Below are 20,952 nucleotides of genomic sequence, written 5' to 3'. Positions count from 1 at the left end.
TGCACCCACCGGCCCCAGGACAAAAACAATGAAAACCCTACCGCCCGTGCACCGCATCGCCTTGCTCTTCAACGGCAGCAAAATCTACGACCGCGGCATCATCACCGGTATCGGCAATTACCTGAGCAGTACGCGCGCGTCCTGGGACCTATTCCTGGAGGAGGACTTTCTCTGTCGTCTGCGCGGTATCGAGCGTTGGCAGGGCGATGGGATCATTGCCGACTTCGATGACCCGCTGATCGGCGAGGCGCTGGCTGGGAGTCGGATACCGGTGGTGGCGGTGGGGGGGTCTTATGAGGACGTCAGCGCGTACCCCAAGGGCATTCCCTATGTCGCCACCGATAACCACGCCTTGATGAAGCTGGCCTACGAGCATTTGATCGAGGCCGGGCTGACGCGGTTTGCCTGTTTCAGCCTGCCCGAGGCCCAGGCCAATCGTTGGGCGCAGGAGCGTGAGAAAGCCTTTCGCCGCTTGATGCAACGCGATGGCTTGCAGGTGGAGGTCTATCGCGGCCTGGGCACCAGCGCGCCGTTGTGGGACAGCGCGGTGGAGCAGCAGATTGCCTGGCTGCACAGCCTGCCCAAGCCTATCGGCATTATCGCCGTGACCGACGCCCGCGCCCGGCAATTGCTGCAAGCCTGCCTGACCGCCGGGATTGCCGTGCCGGAGCAAGTGGCGTTGATCGGTATCGACAACGACCCACTGACCCGCACCCTCACGCGGGTGCCGCTGAGTTCGGTGATCCAGGGCACCGAGACCATGGGCCGTACCGCCGCGGCCTTGCTGCACCAGATGCTGCATGGCAAGCCCTGCACCGGCACGCAGGTGCTGGTGCCGCCGGATGCGATCAACGTGCAGGCCTCCAGCCTGCATCAGCCCTTGGGCAACCCTTATGTGATGCAGGCATTGCTGTTTATCCGGCAGTACGCTTGCCAGGGGATCAAGACCGACCAGGTTGCCGCTTATGTCGGCGTCTCACGCTCTTCCCTGGAAGCGCACTTTCGCAAGGTGCGCGGCTGCAGCGTGCATGATGAAATCCTCGGTTTCAAACTCGCCGCTGCCGCCAAGGGCCTGGAGAACCAGGACCTGGCCATCGCCGACATCGCCGCCAGTTGCGGCTTCACCTCTGCGCAGTACTTGCATACGGTGTTTCGTCGTGAGTTTGGCTGTACGCCACGTCAGTATCAGCAGGGCAGGCCAGTTGCAGCGCCTGTTGCATGCTTGCCAGCTTGATCTGGGTTTCTTCGTACTCGTTGGCCGGCAACGAGCCTTCGACAATGCCGCAGCCGGCAAAAGCATGGCAGTGTCTGGGCGTGATCAAGGCCGAGCGCAGTGCCACCAGGAAGTCACCGTTGCCATTGGCGTCCAGCCAGCCCACCGGCGCGGCGTACCAGCCACGGTCGAAGCCTTCGTGTCCACGGATGAAGCCCAGCGCAGGTGCCCTGGGCAAGCCGCCGACGGCGGGGGTGGGGTGCAGCGCCTGGACGCCGTCGAGCAGGCGCTTGCCGACATTCAGTTGTGCGGTGATGGGCGTGCTCAGGTGCTGCACGGTGGCCAGTTTCAACAGGCCAGGGCACGGGGCGGCGTGCAGGTCGGTGACCTTGTCGTGCAGGGCCTGGGTGATGGTCTGCACCACCAGCTGATGTTCGTGCTGTTCCTTGGGGTCGGCCAATAGCCGCTCACCCAGGGCTTGGTCTTCATCCGGCCAGAGCCCGCGACGGGTGCTGCCTGCCAGGGCGTGGGTGGTGAGGCGGCCCGCGTCGCAACTGAGCAATCGCTCTGGCGTGGCGCCCATGAAACAGTGCTCGCCACGGTGGATGGCGAACAGGTGCGAGGCGTTGCGGCGCTCGTGCAGGCGGCCCATCACCGCGCCGGTATCGAGGGTGGCGTCCAGATGGTGGTCGATATGCCGCGCCAGCACCACCTTGTTCAACTCACCCCCGGCGATGGCGTGCAGCGCGGTGTCGACCTTGGCCTGCCATTGATGCCGGGGCAGTGCGCGGCGCTCCAGCACATCGGGTGTAGAGGTTACATGGGGGGCGGGGTTGAGCAACTGTTCGTAGACGGCCAGGCTTTCGTGCACCAGTGCGGCAGGATCGCTGCCCGGCTCGACCACACGCTGGCAGCGCAGCCAGCGCCCTGTGGTGTCCTCGCTGAGCAACCAGTGGGCGAGGTGGAAACTGGCGTCGGCATACGGTGCCCAGTGGGGCGCACAGGGTTGCTGTTCATCGAAGCGCATGCCACCCAGTAGCAACGGCGGGTAGGGTCCCTGCACCAACGCATCGGCGCACAGCGCAAACCATTGGCTATCCACCTCGGCCATGCGCCGGGGCCCGATGGCTTCGATCTGCCAGGCGCAGCCCAGGCCGAACAGGCTCAGGTCTGGCGAGTGTGCGCACCAGAAGAAGCCCTGTCGATGGGCTGCATAAAGCGCCAAAGGCGCCAGCGTCGGCGCGGGGTAGGCGCTGACGGCAATCACTGGGCGCTGGTACGCCACCGCCCGTTGGTGCGCGGCCTGGAATACCTTGAGTAAGTCGGTAGCGTTCATACCGCCTTGCTCTTTTTGTGCAGCCAGAACGCGGTTTGCTCGGCGATGTACCAGTGGATGATCTGGTTGAACAGGCTTTCGATAAATTCGCCATCCAGCCCGGCGTCCTGCGCCCATTGCCGGCGTTGGGGCAACATCGCTGCGACGCGCTCCGGGGCGGCGATACTGGCCTGGTCCGGCTTGAACGCTGAGGCGGCCTTGACGTACTGCATGCGCAGGCCGAGGGCGTCGATGATCTGCTGGTCGAGGCTGTCGATGGCGTGGCGGATGTCGTGAAGGCCAGTGCAGTGTTCCGGGGTTTTCATTGTGAGTCTTCCTGAAGGTAGGCGCTGCGCTGCAACAGGTGGTGGATCACCGGTCGCGGCTGATGCTTGAGGTAAAAGTGATCGCCGTCGAACCAGCGGATATCCGGGCTGTGGCGGCTCAGGTCGGCCCAGGCGCGGGCCTGTTCCAGGCTGACCTCGGCGTCGTCGTGCGCCAACAGCACATCGAGCGGTGCGGCCAAGGGCAGCAGGTGGGCGGGGCGCCAGGTCTCGATGGCCTGGTAGTCGCTGCGCAACACCGGCAGGAACAGCGAACGCAACTGCGGGTTGGCCCACAGGTCGGCGGCCTGGGCGTCCTGGCGCAGGATGTCGGCGATCAGCGTGGTGTCGTCCTGGCGGTGCAGGTCGCTGGGCGGCTGCCGGTGCGGCGGTGCGTGGGCCGAGACAAATACGTGGGCAGCCCCCATGCCAGCGGCTTCAAGCTGTATGCCCACGGCATAGGCAAGCGCCGCGCCCATGCTGTGGCCGAACAGCCACAGGGGCCGCGCAGGCAAGGCCAGCAACGCCTGGCTGATGTGTTCGGCGAGGCTCGCCAGGCACGGGATATGCGCCTCGTTGAAGCGCTCTTCACGGCCGGGATACTGCACCGCCAGCAGGTCGATATCCCCCGGCAAGTGCGCCAGCCACGGGCGGAAAAAACTCGCGCTGCCACCGGCATGGGGCAGGCATACCAGGCGTGCGCGGGGCTGTTCGCTTTCACGCAATGCGCGCAGCCACGGGCTCATGAGGCCAATACCTGTTCAGCCAGGGCCTTGCGGTTGACCTTGCCCAGGCGCGTCAGCGGGAACTCGCGCAGCACCTGCAAGCGGTCCGGCAACTTGTAGGCCGCCAGCCCACGCTCGCGCAGCCAGGCGTTGATCGAGGCCAGGTCCAAGGGTTCACCGTGGGCCAGTACGCAGGCGCAACTGCGTTCCCCCAGCAATTCGTCGGCCAGGGCCACCAGCGCCACATCGCGGATCAGCGGATGGCCGAGCAGCAGGTTCTCGATCTCTTCCACCGGGATCTTCTCGCCGCCGCGGTTGATTACATCCTTGCTGCGCCCCTCGACAATCAAATGCCCCTCGGGCAGGCGCCGGACCAGGTCGCCGCTGCGATAAAACCCGTCGGCGGTAAACGCCCGCTGGTTGTGCTCGGCGGCGTTGTAATAGCCACGGATGGTGTAGGGCCCGCGCACCAACAATTCCCCCACGGCGCCGGGCGCCACCTGTACATCGTCGGCATCGACGATACGGATCTCATCCGCCGTCGTAAGGGGAAGGCCCTGGGTGTCGAAGACTCGTTCCTCGGGATCGTCCAGCGGCGTAAAACACAGCAAGCCTTCGGCCATGCCGTACACCTGTTGCAGGCCACAGCCCAGGGCCGGGCGGATGCGGGCGGCGATCTCGGCCTTGAGCCGCGCACCGCCGACTTGCAGCCATTGCAAGCTGCTGAGGTCGTGGTCGGACCATTGCGCGACTTCCAGCCACAGCAATACCAGCGGCGGGATCAAGGCGGTGTGGGTGATACGTTCGCGTTCGATCAGTTCGAAGGCGGTGTCCGGGCTCGGCTCCGGCGCCAGCACCAGGGTAGCGCCGACACTGAACACCCCGAGCGCGCCAGGCGAGGCCAGCGGGAAGTTGTGCGCCACCGGCAGCGCTGCCAGGTAACGGGTGTGGCCGTCGAAGCCGCAGGCGCGGGCCGCCAGCCGGGCATTGCATGCATAGTCGTCATGGGTGCGTGGGATCAGCTTGGGCAGGCCGGTGGTGCCGCCGGACAACAGCAGCACCGCGACGTCCCGGGCGTCCGGCGTGGGGAATTGGCGGGGCGCGGCGACGCAATCGGCCAGGGCTACGAACTCCTCGGGCGCGCCCACCACCCACACCTGTTGCAAGCTCGGCACTTGCTCACGCAGGGTGCGCGCCAGCGGGCGGTAATCGAAGCCCAGGTGCTGGTCGACAATCACATAGGCCACCGCCTGGCTCAGGTGCGCCAGGTGTTCCAGTTCATGTTCGCGATGGGCCGGCAGCGCAAACACCGGGATCACCCCCAGGCGCAGCAGGGCGAAGGTCAGGGCGAAAAACTCGGCGATATTGGGCAGTTGCACCAGCACCCGCTGGCCAGCGACCAGCCCGCGTTCGGCGAGGCCGGCGGCCAGTCGGTCGGCCTGTTGGTCCAGCTCGGCGTAGCTCCAGCGTCGATTGCCGTCCACCAAGGCTTCCTGTTGCGGCGTGCTCTGGGATTGTTCGCGCAGCAGTTGGCCCAGGGGCACGCCTTGCCAATAGCCTTGCTCGCGGTAGCGGCGGATAAAGTCTTCGGGCCAGTCAGTGCAGCCATCAAGCATGGAAATCTCCTTGGGCAGTCGGGCAACCCAGCAACTGGGCGCCGTGCAGGGTCAGCGGTTGCGTCAGGCCGGCGATTTGCACCGCCTGTACGCCGGTATATTCAGCCGGATGCAGGCGCAACATCGGATCGTCGCCCGCCAGCAGGTCGAGGGCGGTGCGGTCGGCAGGGCTGACCCCCAGGCGAATCGCCGCCAGCCCGGTGGCGCCGTTGGGGTGGATCAGTCGCTCCGGATGTTGAGAAGGCGTGTAGGGCGTGACCAGGAACGGCAGGCGCGCATGGCGCGGGTAGACGAAACGAAAGCGCGTCTGGCTGCCGTCCGCACAGGTGCGCTGCCACTTCACAACCCGGCCCATGGCCACGCCGCAGGCCGCCAGATCCTTGAGGCGCGGCGCCAGCAGTTGCTCATCGCACAGCAAGGCCAGGTCGCAGAAGCCTTCGCCGTGGGCGGCCCAACGCAACATGCGCTGCCCGGCACCTCGGCCGGCCAGGCAGTCGATGGGCCACTTGAACAGCCAGGCGTGGCGAGGCGTAGTGAGCAACTCAATGATCGGCCCATGGCTGAACCAGATATGCGCGTGTTGGGCACGGGCCTCGGCAGTGGCGTAGGTGACCTCGAACCCGGCGGCGCGAAAGTTCGCCACGGCCTGGTGCAGGTCGCGCACCCACAGCAGCACATGGCTGCAGGACGAGCGGGATTGGGCAGTATTCACAAGGGCAGGGCTCCCAACAGTTGTGCGCCGGGGTCAGTGCAGGGCGGGTGCACCGCGTCGGCGCGGCGGTGCAGCTCGGCCAGCGGCAACGCCCGGGGAATCGACGGTTCAATTAATTCGGGCATCCCGATCAGGCTGTTCATCTCGCGCCAGGCCATCGACACCTCGGTGGCCCACAGGCCGCTGCGCAGGCGCCGCGCCGGCTCGTCGATGTCGTCGCACAGCGCGTCCAGGGCGAGGCTGACTGCGTCCGGCCAGAGCTCGCTGAACACCTGGTGATAGCTGGCGGGTATCTGCGGGTCGAGTACCACCATGCTCGGCCCGGCCAGCCGCTCGCTGCCTTCGCCTGCCATGATCAGGCGGTCGGTGGCGTCCCGTGGCGCATGCAGGCGCGGGTTCCACAGCACCGGGCCGTGGGTGTCGCAAAGGCTCAGCACGCCGCCTTCACAGCCGACTTCAAGGCGATGCAGCAGGAACGAGTGGTTGTCGGGGTCCTGGGGATGCACCTGGTTTTGCACGCGCAGGCTGATCGGCACGCCATTGAAGCTGGCGTTCAATCGTGTGAAGGGCTGCGCACCGACGCTGGCCGCCGGCGCCGCAAATGCCCAGGGCCGTAAACCACCGGCCAGGCGCCCGAGAATATCCAGCAAGGGGTAGGCCACCTGGCTGTTACAGGCCGCGTCGATATAGGCCAGCCCTTGTTGCTCGCGCAGGTAGGCGGCCACCGCCAGAAAGCGGCGGATCGCAAGGATATTCGGGTACAGCGTATTCACCGCGTAGGCCGCCTGGCCCTGGCGCGCCGCCTGCATGCACGCGGCGATTTCACGGTGGTGCACCGGGTGTTCCTGCAACACGTGGATGCCACGGCGCAACAGCTGCTGGGCCAGTTCGCTGCCGGCGCCTCCGGTGGCGCCGGAACGAACCACCACGCAGGCGATATCCACCGTGTTGGGCACCTGCTCGACCGCTTCGAATAGCGGTACGCCGTAGTGGTCGGCGCAGGCTTGGGAATAGGCATTGCCCCGCGACAGGATGCCCACCAGTTCATAGCGCTCATGGGCACGGGCCAGGGCTTGCAGGTAGATGCGACCGAACGCGGTGCCGGCGACGATCACGCGTTTACGTGCGCCCCTCATGACCAGGTCACCGGCAGGCAGTGGGCGCCGCGAAAGAACGTCGCGGTTTTCCACTGCACCTCGCCACAGCGTTGCAGGTTGGGCAGGCGTTCCACCAGCGCCTGCAACGCCTCCTGCAATTCCACCCGCGCCAGGGCCGAGCCGATACAGTGATGCAGGCCATGGCCGAAGCCGAAATGGCCGGCGGCATCGCGTTGCAGGTCGAGGGTCTGCGGCTCTGCAAAGCGCGCCGGGTCATGGTTGGCTGCGCCAATCGAGGCGAATACTGCCTCGCCCTGGCGTACCAAAGTCTCACCCACCTGAATGTCTTCAAGGGCGTAATGCACAAACATTGCCGCCGATGCCAACGGGATATAGCGCAGCAGCTCTTCCACCGCCTGGGGGATCTGTTCGGGACGGGCCTTGAGCTGTTGCCACTGCGCAGGATTGTCCAGCAGCACCTGGATGAAATTGGGGATCTGCGAGGCGCTGCCTTCGTAGCCGGCGACAAGAATGGCGATGCACAACAGCAGCAGTTGCTCTTCGCTCAGGCGCTCGCCTTGTTCATCGGCCTGGGCCAGGGCGGTCATGAAATCGTCCTGTGGCTGGCGACGGCGCTCGGCGACCAGGCCCTTGATATACGCCGCGAGTTCGCCCAGGTGTTGCTGGGTCAGGGCGGCGTCTTCGGGGCGGGTCGACAGCAGCGAGTCATTCCACAGCTTGAAGCGTTCGCGGTCTTGCAGCGGCACGCCGAGCAGTTCGCAGATCAACCCCAGGGGCAGCGGCAAGGCATAGTCATTGACCAGGTCCGCTGGCGGGCCGGCAGCGAGCATGCGGTCGATCAATTCATGGGCGTAGGCCCGGGCATGGGCGCGCAAGGCTTCGACGCGGCGCCGGGTAAACGCCTGGGCGGCGCGGGAGCGGATACGCGTGAGTTGCGGCGGGTCCATCATCACGATGCCGCCGGCAATCCGTGGGAATGCCCGTGGAGCGTCGCCACGACGAAACGCTTCGCTGCGGCTGAAACGCCGGTCACCCAGCACCAGGCGTACATCGTCGTAACGGGTGGCGAGCCAGGCGGGCGCGCCGATGGGCATCTGGATACGCAACAGGCCCGGTGCCTGCTGGGCATGGCGGTATGGCTCAGCCAGCTCCAGGTCGGTGAAGGCGTTGAAGGGGTAGGCCAGCGGGGTCATGGCAAGTCCTTGGCGGTAGGCAGGTCGGGCAAATGGTCGAGCAGTTCAAGCTGCAGGTCGGGGTGTTCCAGGTGGGCGGCCAAGGCGGCACGGCTCAGGCGCTGGCTCGGCACCTGGGCGGCGAACACTCGATGGCCCAGGCGCGCCAATGGGTGATCGGCAGCGGGCAGGCTGCGATTGCCCTGGAAGCCGGCGCGGGCCAGGGCGGTCTGCCACTGCTCGAGGTTGAGGAAGGTGCTGCGGCCCAGCGCACGCTCATCGCTGGCCTGGTTGAGCATGAACGCCTGGGACGCCATGACCCAGAATTCTTCCTGGGTCGGCTCGCTGAATACCAGCCAGCCGCCCGGCTTGAGCAAAGCCAGCAGGGTGGACAGCGAACGCTGGGTGTCGCGGGCGGCGTTGAGCACGCCACCGGCGACGATCAGGTCCCAGCTCTGGGTGGGATACCCCTGGGCCACGGCGGGGCGGTCGATATCGAACACACCGTGGCGCACCCATGGCCAGGCGCGCAGACGCTCGGCGGCCTGTTCACTGAAGTAGCGCGACACGTCGGTGCACAGGTAGTCCACCGTTAGATTCGCCAGGGCCGGCAACACCGCCTGGGTGGTGGAGCCGGTACCAGCCCCCACCTCCAGCACGCGCAAAGGTTCAGTTGATTGGCGTGCCGCCCAGGCGCCAATCCAGTGGGCCACGGCGCGATGCTGGTACTGCGCCGCGAGGCTTTCGCGGTACAACGCCGCCGCGCGTTCGGTGCGGCCTTCGGGAAACAGCAGGTGCACCGCCGCGCAGTCACCGCGCATCAGCGCTGGTAGCTGGCGGGCATTGTCCCGCGCATAGTCGAGGGTGGCGCAGCCGCCGGTGTTGTGTTCCCAGCCCAGGCTCAGTTGCGCCCAGATAGCGTCCAGGCTGGCGTCGCTCCAGGCGTTGGGGTCGAGGCTGGGATGCAGGTGGTCGCCTTGGCGGCGCAGCAGCTCCTCGGCCTGCAACACGTCCAGCCAGCGTGCGATCAAGGGCCGGTGGCCAGGGGCGATGCCGGCGTTGGCGAGGCTTTGCGCCACGTCGTTAAGGGGCGCCGGCAGCAGGCCACATTGCTCAAGGCCGTTGAGCATCGACAGCAACGCGGCGTGGCTCAAGCGTTGGTTCAACTGCACGGCGTCGTGCAGTTGCGTGGTGCTGAACTGCTGATCGACGGCGGCCCCGGTCGCGTCCAGATGATCGTCCACCGCTGCCGGTGCGCAAGGCTGGGGCACGGCGAACAAAGTCTGGCCATGCAGCGCGACGGCGCTGACCTGAGGATGCCCCAAGGCCCGCTCACACCAGCGCTGGTGCTCACGCTTGACGCTGGCCAGCTCGCGCCCGTCTTCGGTAAAACCCTGCACGCGGCAATCGAGTTGCGCCGCGGCGCGTTCTGCCAGTTGCCAGTCGCCCGGGCGCGGGCTGACGAACAGCACCTGTTCCAGGTGGCTCAGGTTACTCAAGGCCAGGCCGGGAAAATCCAGCAGGCGTTCCAGTTGTTCGGCGCCCATCACCACCACCGCCGGGCGCTGGCGTTCGAGCACCGCCAGCAACCGGGCCGGGGCCTGTTGATGCACGCCCAGGTCGGTAAAGGCCGGTAGATGCCAAGGAAAGGCAGCGGGTAGGTCGATCAGCAAGGTGTCGACATTCATGTTGAAACTCCTCTGGCATGGAACAAGCGTTGCCCCGCGGCGGCGAGCGGTTCCGCCGCGGCGGGCCATACCTCGAGCAACTCAAAGCCGGCCGCCTGCAAGGCCAGGTGCCAGGCGTCGGGTGCCATGAAGGCTTCATCGCTGGCGCGCAACGGTGCATCGGCGGGGGGCGACAACAACAGGTGCATGAAGGTCAGCATCGCCGGGTTGTCGGCGATGGATTCACTGAACAGCAAGGTGCCGCCATCGACCAGGCTGCTGCGGATCTGCCCCAGGCAATCGGGCAGGTCGCGGGCGTTGTGCAGCACATTGCCGGCGATCACCAGGTCCTGGCTGTGGGGCGCAATACCCTGGACGCTGAAGCTGCGATCGAGGTCGAGCAGGCCGAATTGCATCCCCGGTTCGAGGCGAAACTGACGCTGCGCCGCGCCGGTAAACAGCGAGCTGATATCAGTGAAGCGATAGTCCTTTTCACGCGCTTGCAGCGCCGCCAACACCGCGTCGGTGGTGCTGCCGGCGCCGCCGCCCAGTTCCAGTACCCGCAACGTTCCACCAGCGGCGCTGACTTGCTGCGCCCGTTTGGCCAGGGCGTGATTGATCGCCGCAGTGAAAGGGTTGTGCTGGTAGGCGCCGAGCGCCTTCACCGGGTCGCTGCCGAGCATCAGCAAGTGGGTGAGGGTCAATTGATCGCGCAGCAGGTCGGGCAGGCACTCGATGACTTGGGTGTGCAGGCGCGCCATATTGGTCGGGAAGCCCAATTCGGCATACAGGCGCGGCAGTTCCCCGACTTGTGGGTCGAGGGGCGTTGCCGACCAACCCAGGCGTTCGCCTTCTTTGCGCAGCAGGCCGGCACGGGTCAACGCCGCCAGCCAACGCCGCACCACCCAGGCATGCCGCGCAGCCGTGCCCAGCGCTGCATTGATCTGTTCGGCGCTGTGCCAGGCTTGCAACGGCAACGCCTGGGTGTGCAGCAGCACCTGGGCCATCACGCCCAGGCTGACATGTTCCAACTCGTTCAGGGCGGTGTTCATAGGCAACCTTCTTCGGCGGCATGCAGTTGATCGAGCGGGCTGTGCAGCAGGTTCAGGGCGCGGATCGCCGAGGTGCGCAGCAGGCGTTCAAGGCTGGCGGCGGGGGGCAGGGCCTCGGCGGCTGCATGGCAGCCGGACCGGATCTCGCCCTCCACCACGCTGATCACCGTGGCGGCGGCCATGGCACCGGTCAGCGCCGCATTGCCGGCGCCGCTGAGCACCAGGCTGCGGGTCAGGGCCTGCTCGTGGTACACGCCATCGAGTTGCAGCAGCAGGGTGACAAAAGGCGCTTGCCCGCTCAGATCCAGGCGACTGGCCTCGCACAAACGCTGCACGGCGTCGGCCCGTGGCAGGCCGTGGGCCTGGTCGAGGGCCTTGAGCACGTAGCCATCGGTGATCACGTTGAACCACTGGCCGACCTCCAGGTTCAGGTCCATGGCCAGGCGTTCGCCCTCGAGGTTCAGGTAGGGCAACAGGTGGACCTGGCCGGGGAAGCACGGCACCGACACCTCGCGCCGGCGCCGCAGTGCACGGCTGCAGCGGCCGTTGTGCCAGGCCGCCAGCGGTTCGCTGCTGCCGTCCACCGCGCCTTGCAAAAAGTCGTCGGCAGCCACGGCGGTGAAGTGATCGCGCAAGCCGAAATAGCTGGTCAGGCTGCGCACCAGGGTGAATGCCTGCTCCGCCAGCCAGCGCGGCAGCAGGCCGGTGAGCCCGGGTTGCAGGCCGGCACCCAGCACCGCGCAGCGGCCACGCCATTGGGCCGGGTCGAGGTGCATGTGGCCGGCGGCATCGACGTAATGGGCATCGGCCTGCAACGCGGCGTGTGCGGCACGCGCCTCTACGCGCCAGGACGGGCCGGCGCAGTTGAGCAGCACATCGCAACCACGGGCGAACGCGGCCAAAGCCCTGGCGTCGGTGAAGTCCGCCGCGACCCATTGCAAGCGCGCCTGTGGCCATTGTTGCTGGAGCACTTGCACACAGTGCGCACCCTTGACGGCATCGCGCCCGCCCAGGCGCAGCTCATTGACTCCCAGCGTCAACAACGCCTGGGCGCTGGCCAGCCCCACGTCGCCGCTGGCGCCCAACACCCCGATCAGCATGGCTGGGCCTCGGCGTTCAGGCGCCAGCCACCGGCGCGCTGGCGGTCATGCCAGAACCCTGCGTAGCGACCGTTGCGGGCCAGCAACTGCGCATGGGTGCCGGCCTCCACCAGGCAACCTTCATCCAGCACCAGGATCTGGTCGGCGGCCATGATGGTCGGCAGGCGGTGGGCAATTACCAGCACCGTGGAGCTTTGCATCAGGCTGCGGATCGCTGCTTGTACGAAGGCTTCGTTGTGCGGGTCCAGGGCCGCCGTGGCTTCATCCAGCAATACGATGGGCGCCCGCTTGAGCAGGGCCCGGGCCAGGGATACGCGCTGGCGTTCGCCCCCGGACAGCGCCGCGCCGCCTTCGCCCACTGGCGTATTCCAGCCCTGGGGCAGGCGTGCGACGATTTCATCCACGCCGGCCAGCCGTGCGGCTTCGGCGACTTGTTCGGCACTGGCGTCCGGGCTGCCGACGCGAATGTTGGCCTCAAGGCTGTCGTCGAACAGGTACACGTCCTGCATCACCAGGGACAATTGCGCCATCAGCGCGGCATTGGACAGCTCGCGCACGTCCACGCCGCCGACCTTGACGCTGCCCTCGCTGGCATCGAAAAAACGCATCAGCAGGCGCGTGACGGTGGTCTTGCCCGAGCCCGAGGCGCCGACAATCGCGGTCATGGAATGGGCCGGGGCGTTGAACGTCAGGCGGTGCAGCACCTTGGGCCCGCTGGGGTAAGCGAAGCTGACCTGGTCAAAGGCCAGGCTGCCGGGCGCCGTCAGCGCTTGGCTCACCGCCGGCTCCGGCAACGACGGCTCGCGCAGGATGCTCACCAGTTGGTCGAGGTCGTTACCGGCCATACGCAACAGGCCGCTGCGCGCCGCCGCTTCGGCCAGTGGCCCGACAAAGCGCGCTGCCAGAGCCAGCAGGGCGACCAACTGGATGGCGTCGATGTCGCCGTGGGCGGCCAGGGCAATGCCTACGCCCACCAGTAGTGCAAACGCCAACTGCACGGTCAACCCACCGGCCAGCAATTTCGGAAAGGTCTGGGACAGCATCGAGCCGCCCGCGTGTTTCTGCGCCAGGTTGGCGGCCTGCAACGGCGCGTACCCGTCCTGGGTGCGACCAAAGGCGCGCAGCACTTGCTGGTAGCGGGCGAATTCCACCACGCGGTTGCCGGCCAGGGTCGCGGCGGCTTCCACCCGTGCGTCGTTGCTGCCGATGGCCGCCGCCGACCAGTGATGGGTGAAGTAGATCAGCGGCGCACACAGCACGGCCGTCAGGCCCAGGCGCCAGTCGAACACGAACAGGCTCAGCGCCACCGTGGCCGGCACCACCACGCCGGACACCACCGGCCCCAGGTAATGGGCAAACAAGCCGGTGACCATCAGGGTGCCGCTGGTGGCACTGCGCGACAGGCGCCCGACCTTCTCCGAATTGAACCAACCCAAAGGCAAGGTCACCAGGTGCTGGCCGAGGCGATCATGCAGGGTGGTCAACACCACCAAAGCCAGGGCAAACCCCTTCATGGCCTGCTGGTAGTGGGCAATGCAGGTCAGCACCGCCATCGCCGCCAGGCCCGCCAGCCAATGGAAGGCGCTGTGCAGGTCGCCGGCAAACAGCGCGTGCAGGATCGGCACCAAAAACGCCACGGCCACGCCTTGCAGTACGGCACTGGTCACCAGCCAGGCGAGGTAGCGGTACAGGCGTGCGGCATGGGCCGGGCCCAATAAAGTCACGAGGCTGCGGATCACAAGGACATCTCCAGGTCGGGGGCGGTGGTTTCGGCGCTGGCGCGCCACAGGCGGGCATAGGCGCCGTTGGCCTGCAGCAGCTGGTCATGGCGGCCGCTTTCGAGGACGCGGCCCTGGTCGAGCACGACGATCTGGTCGACGCCGCAGATGCTCGCCAGGCGGTGCGCGATCACCAGCACCGTGCGACCGCGGGCCAGGGCAGACAGCGCGTCCTGGATCAACGCTTCGGACTCGGGGTCGGCGTGGGAGGTGGCTTCATCGAGGATCAGCACCGGCGTATCGGCCAACAGCGTGCGGGCGATGGACAGGCGTTGGGCTTCACCGCCGGAGAAAATCGCGTCTTCGCCAACCACCGATTGATAGCCCCGGGGCAGGGCCTGGATGCGTTGGTGAATCTGCGCCGAACGGGCGGCGGCCTCGACCTCGGCATCGCTGGCCTCGGGGCGGCCCAGGCGCAGGTTGTCGGCCACCGTGCCGTGCACCAGTTGCGCGTCCTGCAACACAAAACCCACGTGCTGATACAGCTGGCGCGGGTCGATCTCGCGCACATCCACACCGCCTACGCAGACCCGCCCGGCGCTGACGTCGTGAAAGCGCGGCACCAGCTTGGCCAGGGTCGACTTGCCCGCGCCGGAGGCACCCACCAGCGCGGTGACGCTGCCGGCCGGGCAGTGCAGGTCGACACCATTGAGGATCATATGCGCGGGGTCATAGCCGAACTGCACCTGTTCAAAGCGGATGTCGCTGCCCTGGGGCGGTACGCAGACCTTGGGCGTCGGCAGCTCCTCGACGCCCAGCAGCGCTTCGATGCGCTCGGCCGCAGCGAGAGCGGTGCGTTGCGCGGTCAGGCTCTGGTTGATCACCAGCAGCGACTGCGGGATCACCACCGCCACCAGGGTTTCGGCGAACAACTGCAATGGCGTGATCCAGCCCTGGGCCAGCAACAAGCTGCCCACGCTCAGGCTGACCAGCAGGATCACCGGCACACTCAAGGCCATCGACGAGAAGGCTTCCAGGCGCAGCAGTGGCTTGACCCAGCCGGCGTACTGGGTGCTGAACTGGTTGACCGCCTGCTGATAACTGCGATGGGCCTGGCCGACCTGCCCGAATGCCTTGACCACGGCAATGCCGTGGACAAACTCGACAATCGCCGCGCTGACCCGGGTCATGCTCTTGTCGAGCAACTGCATCTTGGCGCCGAAGCCGCGCATCATCAGGCTGTAGGCTAGCGCGTAGATCGGCAGGGTCAGCACCGCCAGCAGTGCCAGGCGCCAGTTCAACGTCGCCAGCCAGATCAATCCCGCCAAGGGTGTGACAATCGCCGCCGTCACTTCCACGGCGTGATGCGCAACCAGATGGTGCAGGTCTTCGAGGTCGTCCTGCACCACCTTGCGCACGGCGCCGGAAGTGGTGTCGGTGTACCAGCCCAGGGGCACGCGCCCCAGCTTGCGCACCATGGCCTCGCGCAGGCTCGATTGCAGGCGGTGGTCGGCCAGGTGGGTCAGCCACAGCGCGGCGCCGCTGGCCATCCAGCCCAGGCTCAGGGCGACCACCACCAGCGCTGCCCACTGCCACAGGGTGGCGCTGTCGGCGTTGCCGGCGAGCAGCAGGCGGCCAAGTTCAGTGAGGCCGATAAAGGGCACCAGGTTGACCAGCGCGCCGACTGCGGCAAACACCACGCCGAGGCGGATCAAGCGGTTGACCGGGCGTTTCAGGGTATCCAGGGCGGTGGTCATGAGTTTTTCCGAAGGGCCTCAAGCAGGTGCGCAGTAACGATGTGCACGTGGGGTGGTTCGATCACGCTGAAGTGGTTGCCGGGCACGTCGATCAAGTTGAATTGGCCCAGGCACGCGTCTTCCCAGAACGGTGCCGCCAGATGGCCGACACCGCCGGTGATGCCGAACGATTGCTGCTCCAGACAGCGCAGGTAGGTCATGTTGCCGAGGAACGGCGGCGGGTCGAACCGCGCCGCACGCATGCTGTGGCGACACACACGAAACAGCGTCGGCACCAGCTCGGGGCCGATCGGCACCCCGGCCTGCCCAGACGCCAGGCGGGCGTACTCGGCCAGGCGTTCTTCCTGGCTGCGCGCCGATTGTTGCCGGACCGCCAGCGCCAGTGCTTCCAGGCCCGGGTCGCCGCCCAGGGCAGCCATGGCCCCGGCGGGCACGCGCCGGTTGTCGCGGGCCATCAGCAGGTCGATGGCGCGGTACACGTCGTAGTCTTCGATATGGGCGCCGAACACGGTCTTGACCGGGTCGAGGTTGAGGTTGGGCACGAAGATCGCCTCATAGGCCAGCTCTTCGTCGGTGTCGATAAACATCGGGATGCTGTCGATCAGGCTCAGGTCCACCACCTCCATGCCGCGCTCCAGCAGGCGCCGGGCGACTTCGGTGGCGAGCAGGCCGCCAAGGCAGTAGCCGATCAGCTGGAAGCGCTGATGGCCGTCGGCGATCAAGCGTTCGGCGTAGTCCTGGGCCACGCTTTCGATCAGGCGCTTGGGTTCCAGGGCCAGGTACTGCGCGGTGTCTGCCACCGCAAAACCGATCACCGGCCCGGCCTGCTGGGCGGCGAGCGCACGGCCCAGGTGCTGGAAATAATCCAGGGTGCCCAGGGCGGCATGGAACATCACTCGCACCGGGCCGACCTCGCCACCGCCGAACGGCACTACCAGGGCGTTGCTGTGGGTGGCGCGCTGCGACTGGTCAGGCGCTGCGGCGGTGGGGGGGCTTTCATCGTGGTTGAGCAGGCGCGCCAGGGCGCTGACAGTCGGCTCGTTGAGCATCTGCCGCAGCAGGGTGTCGTAGCTCAGGCTGTGCGCCTGGGGCAGTTGTTCACGCAGCTGGCCGGCAACGCGGGCGAGGATCAGCGAATCGGCGCCTTTCTCGTAGAAATTGTCGTCGGCGCCGATCTGCGAAAGGCCCAGGGCTTCGGCCCACACCCTGCACAGCTCGGCGGTGAGCGGGTCACTGGGCACCGCTTCGTTACTGCCGGCCTGGGCATCGATGGTGGGGCGCCAGTTGGCAAGGGTCTTGCGGTCGACCTTGCCGTTGGCGGTCAGGGGCAGACGGTCGAGCACTTGCAGGTGCGCCGGCAGCATGTAGTCCGGCAGGCGTTGCGCCAGGGCGCGGCGCAGGCTGTCGACGCTCAAGCGCTGCAGCCCGGCCTTGAAGCGAGCGGCGAATACCTGCATGCCGAAGGCGGCCAGCGGGTGGTCGGCGTGGGGCAGGGCCGGCAGGCATTCGCCGCCGAATGCCTGGACCCGTGCCTGCCAGATATCCGCAGCGCGCAAACCGCTGCGGCCCACGTCGTGGTCGTCGCCCGCCGGGGTCATCATAAAGCCTTGGGTCAGCAGGATCGGCGGCCATTCGCCGGTCGGTTCGCTGAACACCAGCCAGCCACCGGGGCTGAGCAATTCGGTGATCTGGCCGAGGGCGTTGTCGATGTCCTTGACGCTGTTGAGCATGCCCGCGCACAGCACGATATCCACGCTGTTGCTGGCCAGGCCCTGGGGGCGGATATCCTGGTCAATGTCCAGCACGCCGTAGCGCACCCAGGCGTGATCGGCAAAGCGCTGCTTGGCCGCCGGCAGGAAAAACGCGGTCATGTCAGTGAACAGGTAATCCACGTTCAGGCCATCGAGCAGGCTGATCACCGGCGCGCTGGTGGCCCCGGTGCCCGCACCGATTTCAAGGATGTGCAGCGGGCCATCGCCGTCATGGTGGATGGCAAGCCGGTTGATCAGCGCGGCGATGCTGTGGTTGTTGTAGCGCGATACCGCATCCCCGCCATACAGCTGCAACGCCAGATCTTGCTGGCCCTGGGGGAACAACAGATCGAACGGGTTGACCTCGCCGCGCAGCAGTTGCGGCAGTTGCGCTACATGGCTGAGCTGGTAGTCGAGCAGCGCCTGGCTGCACAGCCCGCATGCCACCGCCTGTTCCACCCGGCCCCAGGCCAGCGCCGGGGTTGGCTCGCCATGCAGCAGGCGATAGCGGGATTGTTCGCGCTGCAACAGGCCCGCGTCACACAAGGCCAGCAACCAACGCTGCACCAACCAGTGATGGCGCGGTTGCACCTGCAAGGCACTGAGGATGGCAGCTGCATCCGGCTCGGCCAGCGCGCCGCTGAACAACTGGGCCTTGAGCATGACATCCAGCATCGAACTCAACGCGGCGGCGTTGAGGTCAGCCTGATAGTCGCGTACCTGCTGCGCGTCAAAGTTGCCGACCTGGCTGTCGGCATAACGCTGCACCGCCGTCAGCAATGGTGTGCCCGGCAGCGGCTCGGGTTCAACACGCGCCGCCGTGACGAAGGCCAGCAGCTCGCCGCTGAGCAGGCTGACGGCGCTGTCCACGCCTGGGGTGGCGAGCAGTGCGGCGTCGATTTCGCCCAGCTCCACGCGGTGCCCACGGATCTTGACCTGGCCGTCGTCACGGCCGAGAAACTCCAGCTCACCCCCCGGCAGGTAGCGGCCACGGTCACCGGTGCGATACAGGCGCTGGCCGTCGAGGGGGTGAGCGAAGAAGCGCGCTTCACTCAACGCCGGGTCGCCGAGGTAACCCTGGGCCAGGCCGACCCCGGTGATGTACAGGTCGCCCGGCACCCAGGTCGGCGCATCGCGCCACTGGCTGTCCAGCACGCGCAAGCCCTGGTTGGCCAGCGGCAGGCCGTAGGGAATGCTACGCCATGCCGGTTCAATCGCGCCGATGGGGTGCAGGTTCGACCAGATCGAGGCTTCGGTGGCACCGCCCAGGGCCACCAGGGCCAGGCCCGGCAGCAGCGCTTGCAGTTGCGGCGGCAGGTTCAGCGGTATCCAGTCACCCGACAACAGCGCCAGGCGCAGGCTGTCCAGGGGCCGTGGCTCGGCCTGCAGGTAGTGGGCCAGCATGTGCAACTGCGCCGGCACCGAGTTCCACAGCGTGACCTGATGGCGCTGTATCAGCTCGGCCCAGTGCGACGGGTCGGCGCCCCGTGCCGGGTCCGGCAGCACCAGGGTGCCGCCCACGGCGAGGGGGCCGAACAGGTCATACACCGATAAGTCGAAACTCAATTGCGCCAGGCCCAGCACGCGGTCAGCGGCGTTGACCGCAAAGCGCCGGTTGATGTCCTGTACGGTATTGAGGGCGGCGCGGTGGCTGATCATCACGCCTTTGGGCTCGCCGGTGGAGCCGGAGGTGTAGATCACATAGGCGAGGTCGTCGGGGCCGGCGTCCTGTGCCGGCAAGTCCGGCGTGGCGGCTGCCAGTTGGTCCACCGAATGCCAGTGCACACCCTCGGGTAACGGCGTGTCGGGCAGGGCCTGGGAGTGGCCGAGCACATGCCGCACCTTGGCACTGTGCAGTACGCGGTCGCGGCGGGCGGCCGGGGCGTTGCTGTCCAGCGGCAGGTAGGCGGCGCCGGCCAGCAGCACGCCGTAGGCCGCCACCACTTGGTCGCGGCCCTTGGGCATCAGGATCGCCACCGGTTCCTGGGCGCGGCAACCGGCGGCGCCCAGGGCTGCGGCGACTGCCAGGGCACGCTCCATCAGGGCTGCGTAGGTCAGGCTGCCGTGGGCGTCGACCACCGCCAGGGCCTGTGGCCGTTCCCAGGCCATGGCCAACAGGCCGTCATGCAGGCGGCCGGTGGGCAGCGGCGCGGCGGTGGCGTTGGCGGCCAGGCGTTCACGCTGTTGCCAGGCCGGTAGCGGCACTTGCATGGGCGCGTCCCAGGTGGCCGGGTCGAAGGCCAGCAAGCGCAATTGGGCAACGAATGCCTGCTGCATGTCCTCGACCAAACCGTCAGGGAACACGCCTTGGCGCACGTCCCAGTGGATGTGCAAGCCGTTCGCGTCGTCCATCACCTGGCAGTCAAGGGTCACCTGCGGGGTCTGGGTAATGCCGTAGCCTACCCGGCGCTGGCTGGCGGCCTGCGGTTCAATCGCCAGGCCTATGGCACTGGTGAACACCACCGGCATGGCGGCCGCCTCACGCCCGCGACGGCGGCCGATTTCGCGCATCACTTGAATGCCGGAAAACAGCCGGTGCTCCAGGTCGGCGAACAATTGGTTGCCCAGTTGCCGTGCCTGGGCAGTGAAATCCTGGTCCTGGGGATCATTGACCTGCAACAGGCTGACCGAGGTGAAATCCCCCACCAGCTGGTTGACGTGTGGGTGCAGCGGTAAACGGTTGAGCAGCGTGAGGTTGAGGCTGAAGGAAGGTTGCTGGCTCCAGCGTTGCAAGGTGCCGGCATAGGCGCTGAGCACCACGATGGAGGGAGTGAGGCCGAGGGCGCTGGCGGCTCTTTTCAGGGCGGCCCATGGTTGCGTATCGAGGTGCGCCGAGTGGCGTTGGAAGCGTGGCACTGTGGTGTCTTCGCCGCTCAGGGGCGCCGGCAGTTGCGGAGCCGGGGGCAGTTCATCGAGACGCGCCAGCCAGTAGTCACGGTCACGCTGATGGCGGCTGCCTTCGAGCAGGCCGCGTTCGGCCAGCAGGTAGTCGCGGAAGGTGATGTCCAGGTGCGGCAAGCTGGCCTGGGGATCGTGCAGCAACTGCTCCAGCTCATTGAACAGCAGTTGCGCGCTGGCCCAGTCGGCGATCAACGAGTCCATGGAAAAGTGCAGGGTGTCGCCGCTGTCGCTGCGGCTCAGGCGCAATTCGAACAGCGGCCAGGTCTCGGTGGGGTAGAGCTTCTGCTCCATGGCCTGGCGAATCTGTTGTACGGCATGCTGGTGCTGCTCGCCAGTGGCGCCGCGCAAGTCCGCGACAGCCAGCGGGTAATGGGCGACCTCGGCCAGCACGCGTTGGGAGCCTTCGCTGGCAATCACCGCGCGCAACATGTCGTGGCGGGCGATCAGGCGGTTCCACGCCTGTTCCACCTGCTGCGGGTCGAGGCTCGGCCAGCTCAGTTCGAGGTAACCGTGGCACGCCACATTACCGTAGCCGAACGACGACTGGCGGCCGAGCAGGTAGGCATTCTGCACATCGGTGAGCGGGAAAGGTGCGTGACGTTGCAAGGGGTCGGCCACCACCTCGGGCCGCTCCTGGGTTTGCAGCAGGTGCAGGATCTGCTGCTTGTGCTCGCGCAATTGCGCCAGGCGTTCGGCGTCCAGCAGGCCTTGGGGGGCACGGAATTTGAGTTGGCCATCCTGGGGCCAGAGTTCGACGCCCAGGGACTTGAGTTCGCTTAACAGTTTGGCGGCGGGCATGGGGACAGCTCCTG

At 67.0% G+C, this 20,952-nt stretch carries 14 protein-coding genes; 1 reads left to right on the top strand and 13 read right to left on the bottom strand.

From position 1 onward, the window contains the following. Positions 1 to 28 precede the first annotated feature (28 nt). Positions 29 to 1,234 carry a XylR family transcriptional regulator gene (locus NMB39_RS17530; protein WP_494340351.1) on the top strand — a complete coding sequence of 402 codons (1,206 nt, stop codon included), beginning with the start codon at positions 29 to 31 and terminating at the stop codon, positions 1,232 to 1,234. Here the strand turns inward: NMB39_RS17530 and NMB39_RS17525 are convergent. Genes NMB39_RS17525 through NMB39_RS17465 form a run of 13 tightly spaced genes read right to left on the bottom strand, consistent with a single transcriptional unit; the run spans position 1,122 to position 20,938 of the window. Then, positions 1,122 to 2,549 (bottom strand): isochorismate synthase, encoded by a 1,428-nt coding sequence (locus NMB39_RS17525; protein WP_494340352.1) that lies wholly within the window; start codon positions 2,547 to 2,549, stop codon positions 1,122 to 1,124. The genes NMB39_RS17530 and NMB39_RS17525 overlap by 113 nt on opposite strands. After that, complete coding sequence (locus tag NMB39_RS17520; protein WP_046072133.1) at positions 2,546 to 2,854, bottom strand: isochorismate lyase; 309 nt, start codon at positions 2,852 to 2,854, stop codon at positions 2,546 to 2,548. Before NMB39_RS17520 ends, NMB39_RS17525 begins: the two co-directional genes overlap by 4 nt. After that, positions 2,851 to 3,597 (bottom strand): thioesterase II family protein, encoded by a 747-nt coding sequence (locus NMB39_RS17515; protein WP_198719051.1) that lies wholly within the window; start codon positions 3,595 to 3,597, stop codon positions 2,851 to 2,853. Before NMB39_RS17515 ends, NMB39_RS17520 begins: the two co-directional genes overlap by 4 nt. After that, positions 3,594 to 5,192, bottom strand: coding sequence for a (2,3-dihydroxybenzoyl)adenylate synthase (locus tag NMB39_RS17510; protein WP_124356105.1), 1,599 nt, complete (start codon positions 5,190 to 5,192; stop codon positions 3,594 to 3,596). The genes NMB39_RS17515 and NMB39_RS17510 overlap by 4 nt, the downstream gene beginning before the upstream one ends. After that, the gene (locus NMB39_RS17505; RefSeq protein ID WP_494340353.1) at positions 5,185 to 5,904 is read right to left on the bottom strand and encodes a VOC family protein; all 720 of its coding nucleotides are present in this window, start codon (positions 5,902 to 5,904) and stop codon (positions 5,185 to 5,187) included. Before NMB39_RS17505 ends, NMB39_RS17510 begins: the two co-directional genes overlap by 8 nt. Continuing rightward, positions 5,901 to 7,040: a Gfo/Idh/MocA family oxidoreductase gene (locus NMB39_RS17500; RefSeq protein WP_494340354.1), complete on the bottom strand. Its 1,140-nt coding sequence runs from the start codon at positions 7,038 to 7,040 to the stop codon at positions 5,901 to 5,903. The genes NMB39_RS17505 and NMB39_RS17500 overlap by 4 nt, the downstream gene beginning before the upstream one ends. Further along, positions 7,037 to 8,215: a cytochrome P450 gene (locus NMB39_RS17495; RefSeq protein ID WP_494340355.1), complete on the bottom strand. Its 1,179-nt coding sequence runs from the start codon at positions 8,213 to 8,215 to the stop codon at positions 7,037 to 7,039. The genes NMB39_RS17500 and NMB39_RS17495 overlap by 4 nt, the downstream gene beginning before the upstream one ends. Beyond that, positions 8,212 to 9,882, bottom strand: coding sequence for a class I SAM-dependent methyltransferase (locus tag NMB39_RS17490; RefSeq protein WP_494340356.1), 1,671 nt, complete (start codon positions 9,880 to 9,882; stop codon positions 8,212 to 8,214). Before NMB39_RS17490 ends, NMB39_RS17495 begins: the two co-directional genes overlap by 4 nt. Further along, the gene (locus tag NMB39_RS17485) at positions 9,879 to 10,913 is read right to left on the bottom strand and encodes a class I SAM-dependent methyltransferase (RefSeq protein ID WP_494340357.1); all 1,035 of its coding nucleotides are present in this window, start codon (positions 10,911 to 10,913) and stop codon (positions 9,879 to 9,881) included. Before NMB39_RS17485 ends, NMB39_RS17490 begins: the two co-directional genes overlap by 4 nt. Further along, positions 10,910 to 12,013, bottom strand: a complete 1,104-nt coding sequence (locus tag NMB39_RS17480) for a saccharopine dehydrogenase NADP-binding domain-containing protein (RefSeq protein WP_494340358.1) — start codon at positions 12,011 to 12,013, stop codon at positions 10,910 to 10,912. Before NMB39_RS17480 ends, NMB39_RS17485 begins: the two co-directional genes overlap by 4 nt. Next, a complete protein-coding gene (locus NMB39_RS17475; RefSeq protein ID WP_494340359.1) occupies positions 12,007 to 13,752 on the bottom strand; it encodes an ABC transporter ATP-binding protein in 1,746 nt (581 codons plus the stop codon). Before NMB39_RS17475 ends, NMB39_RS17480 begins: the two co-directional genes overlap by 7 nt. Next, positions 13,749 to 15,488 (bottom strand): ABC transporter ATP-binding protein, encoded by a 1,740-nt coding sequence (locus NMB39_RS17470; protein WP_494340360.1) that lies wholly within the window; start codon positions 15,486 to 15,488, stop codon positions 13,749 to 13,751. Before NMB39_RS17470 ends, NMB39_RS17475 begins: the two co-directional genes overlap by 4 nt. Further along, entirely contained in the window at positions 15,485 to 20,938 is a 5,454-nt protein-coding gene (locus NMB39_RS17465) for a non-ribosomal peptide synthetase (RefSeq protein ID WP_494340361.1), read from the bottom strand. Before NMB39_RS17465 ends, NMB39_RS17470 begins: the two co-directional genes overlap by 4 nt. Between the last annotated feature and the right edge of the window lie 14 nt (positions 20,939 to 20,952).

The organism is Pseudomonas sp. FBCC-B545, assembly GCF_059134095.1.
Note: the sequence above shows the minus strand (reverse complement) of the source record. Positions and strands in the feature narration are given on the sequence as shown.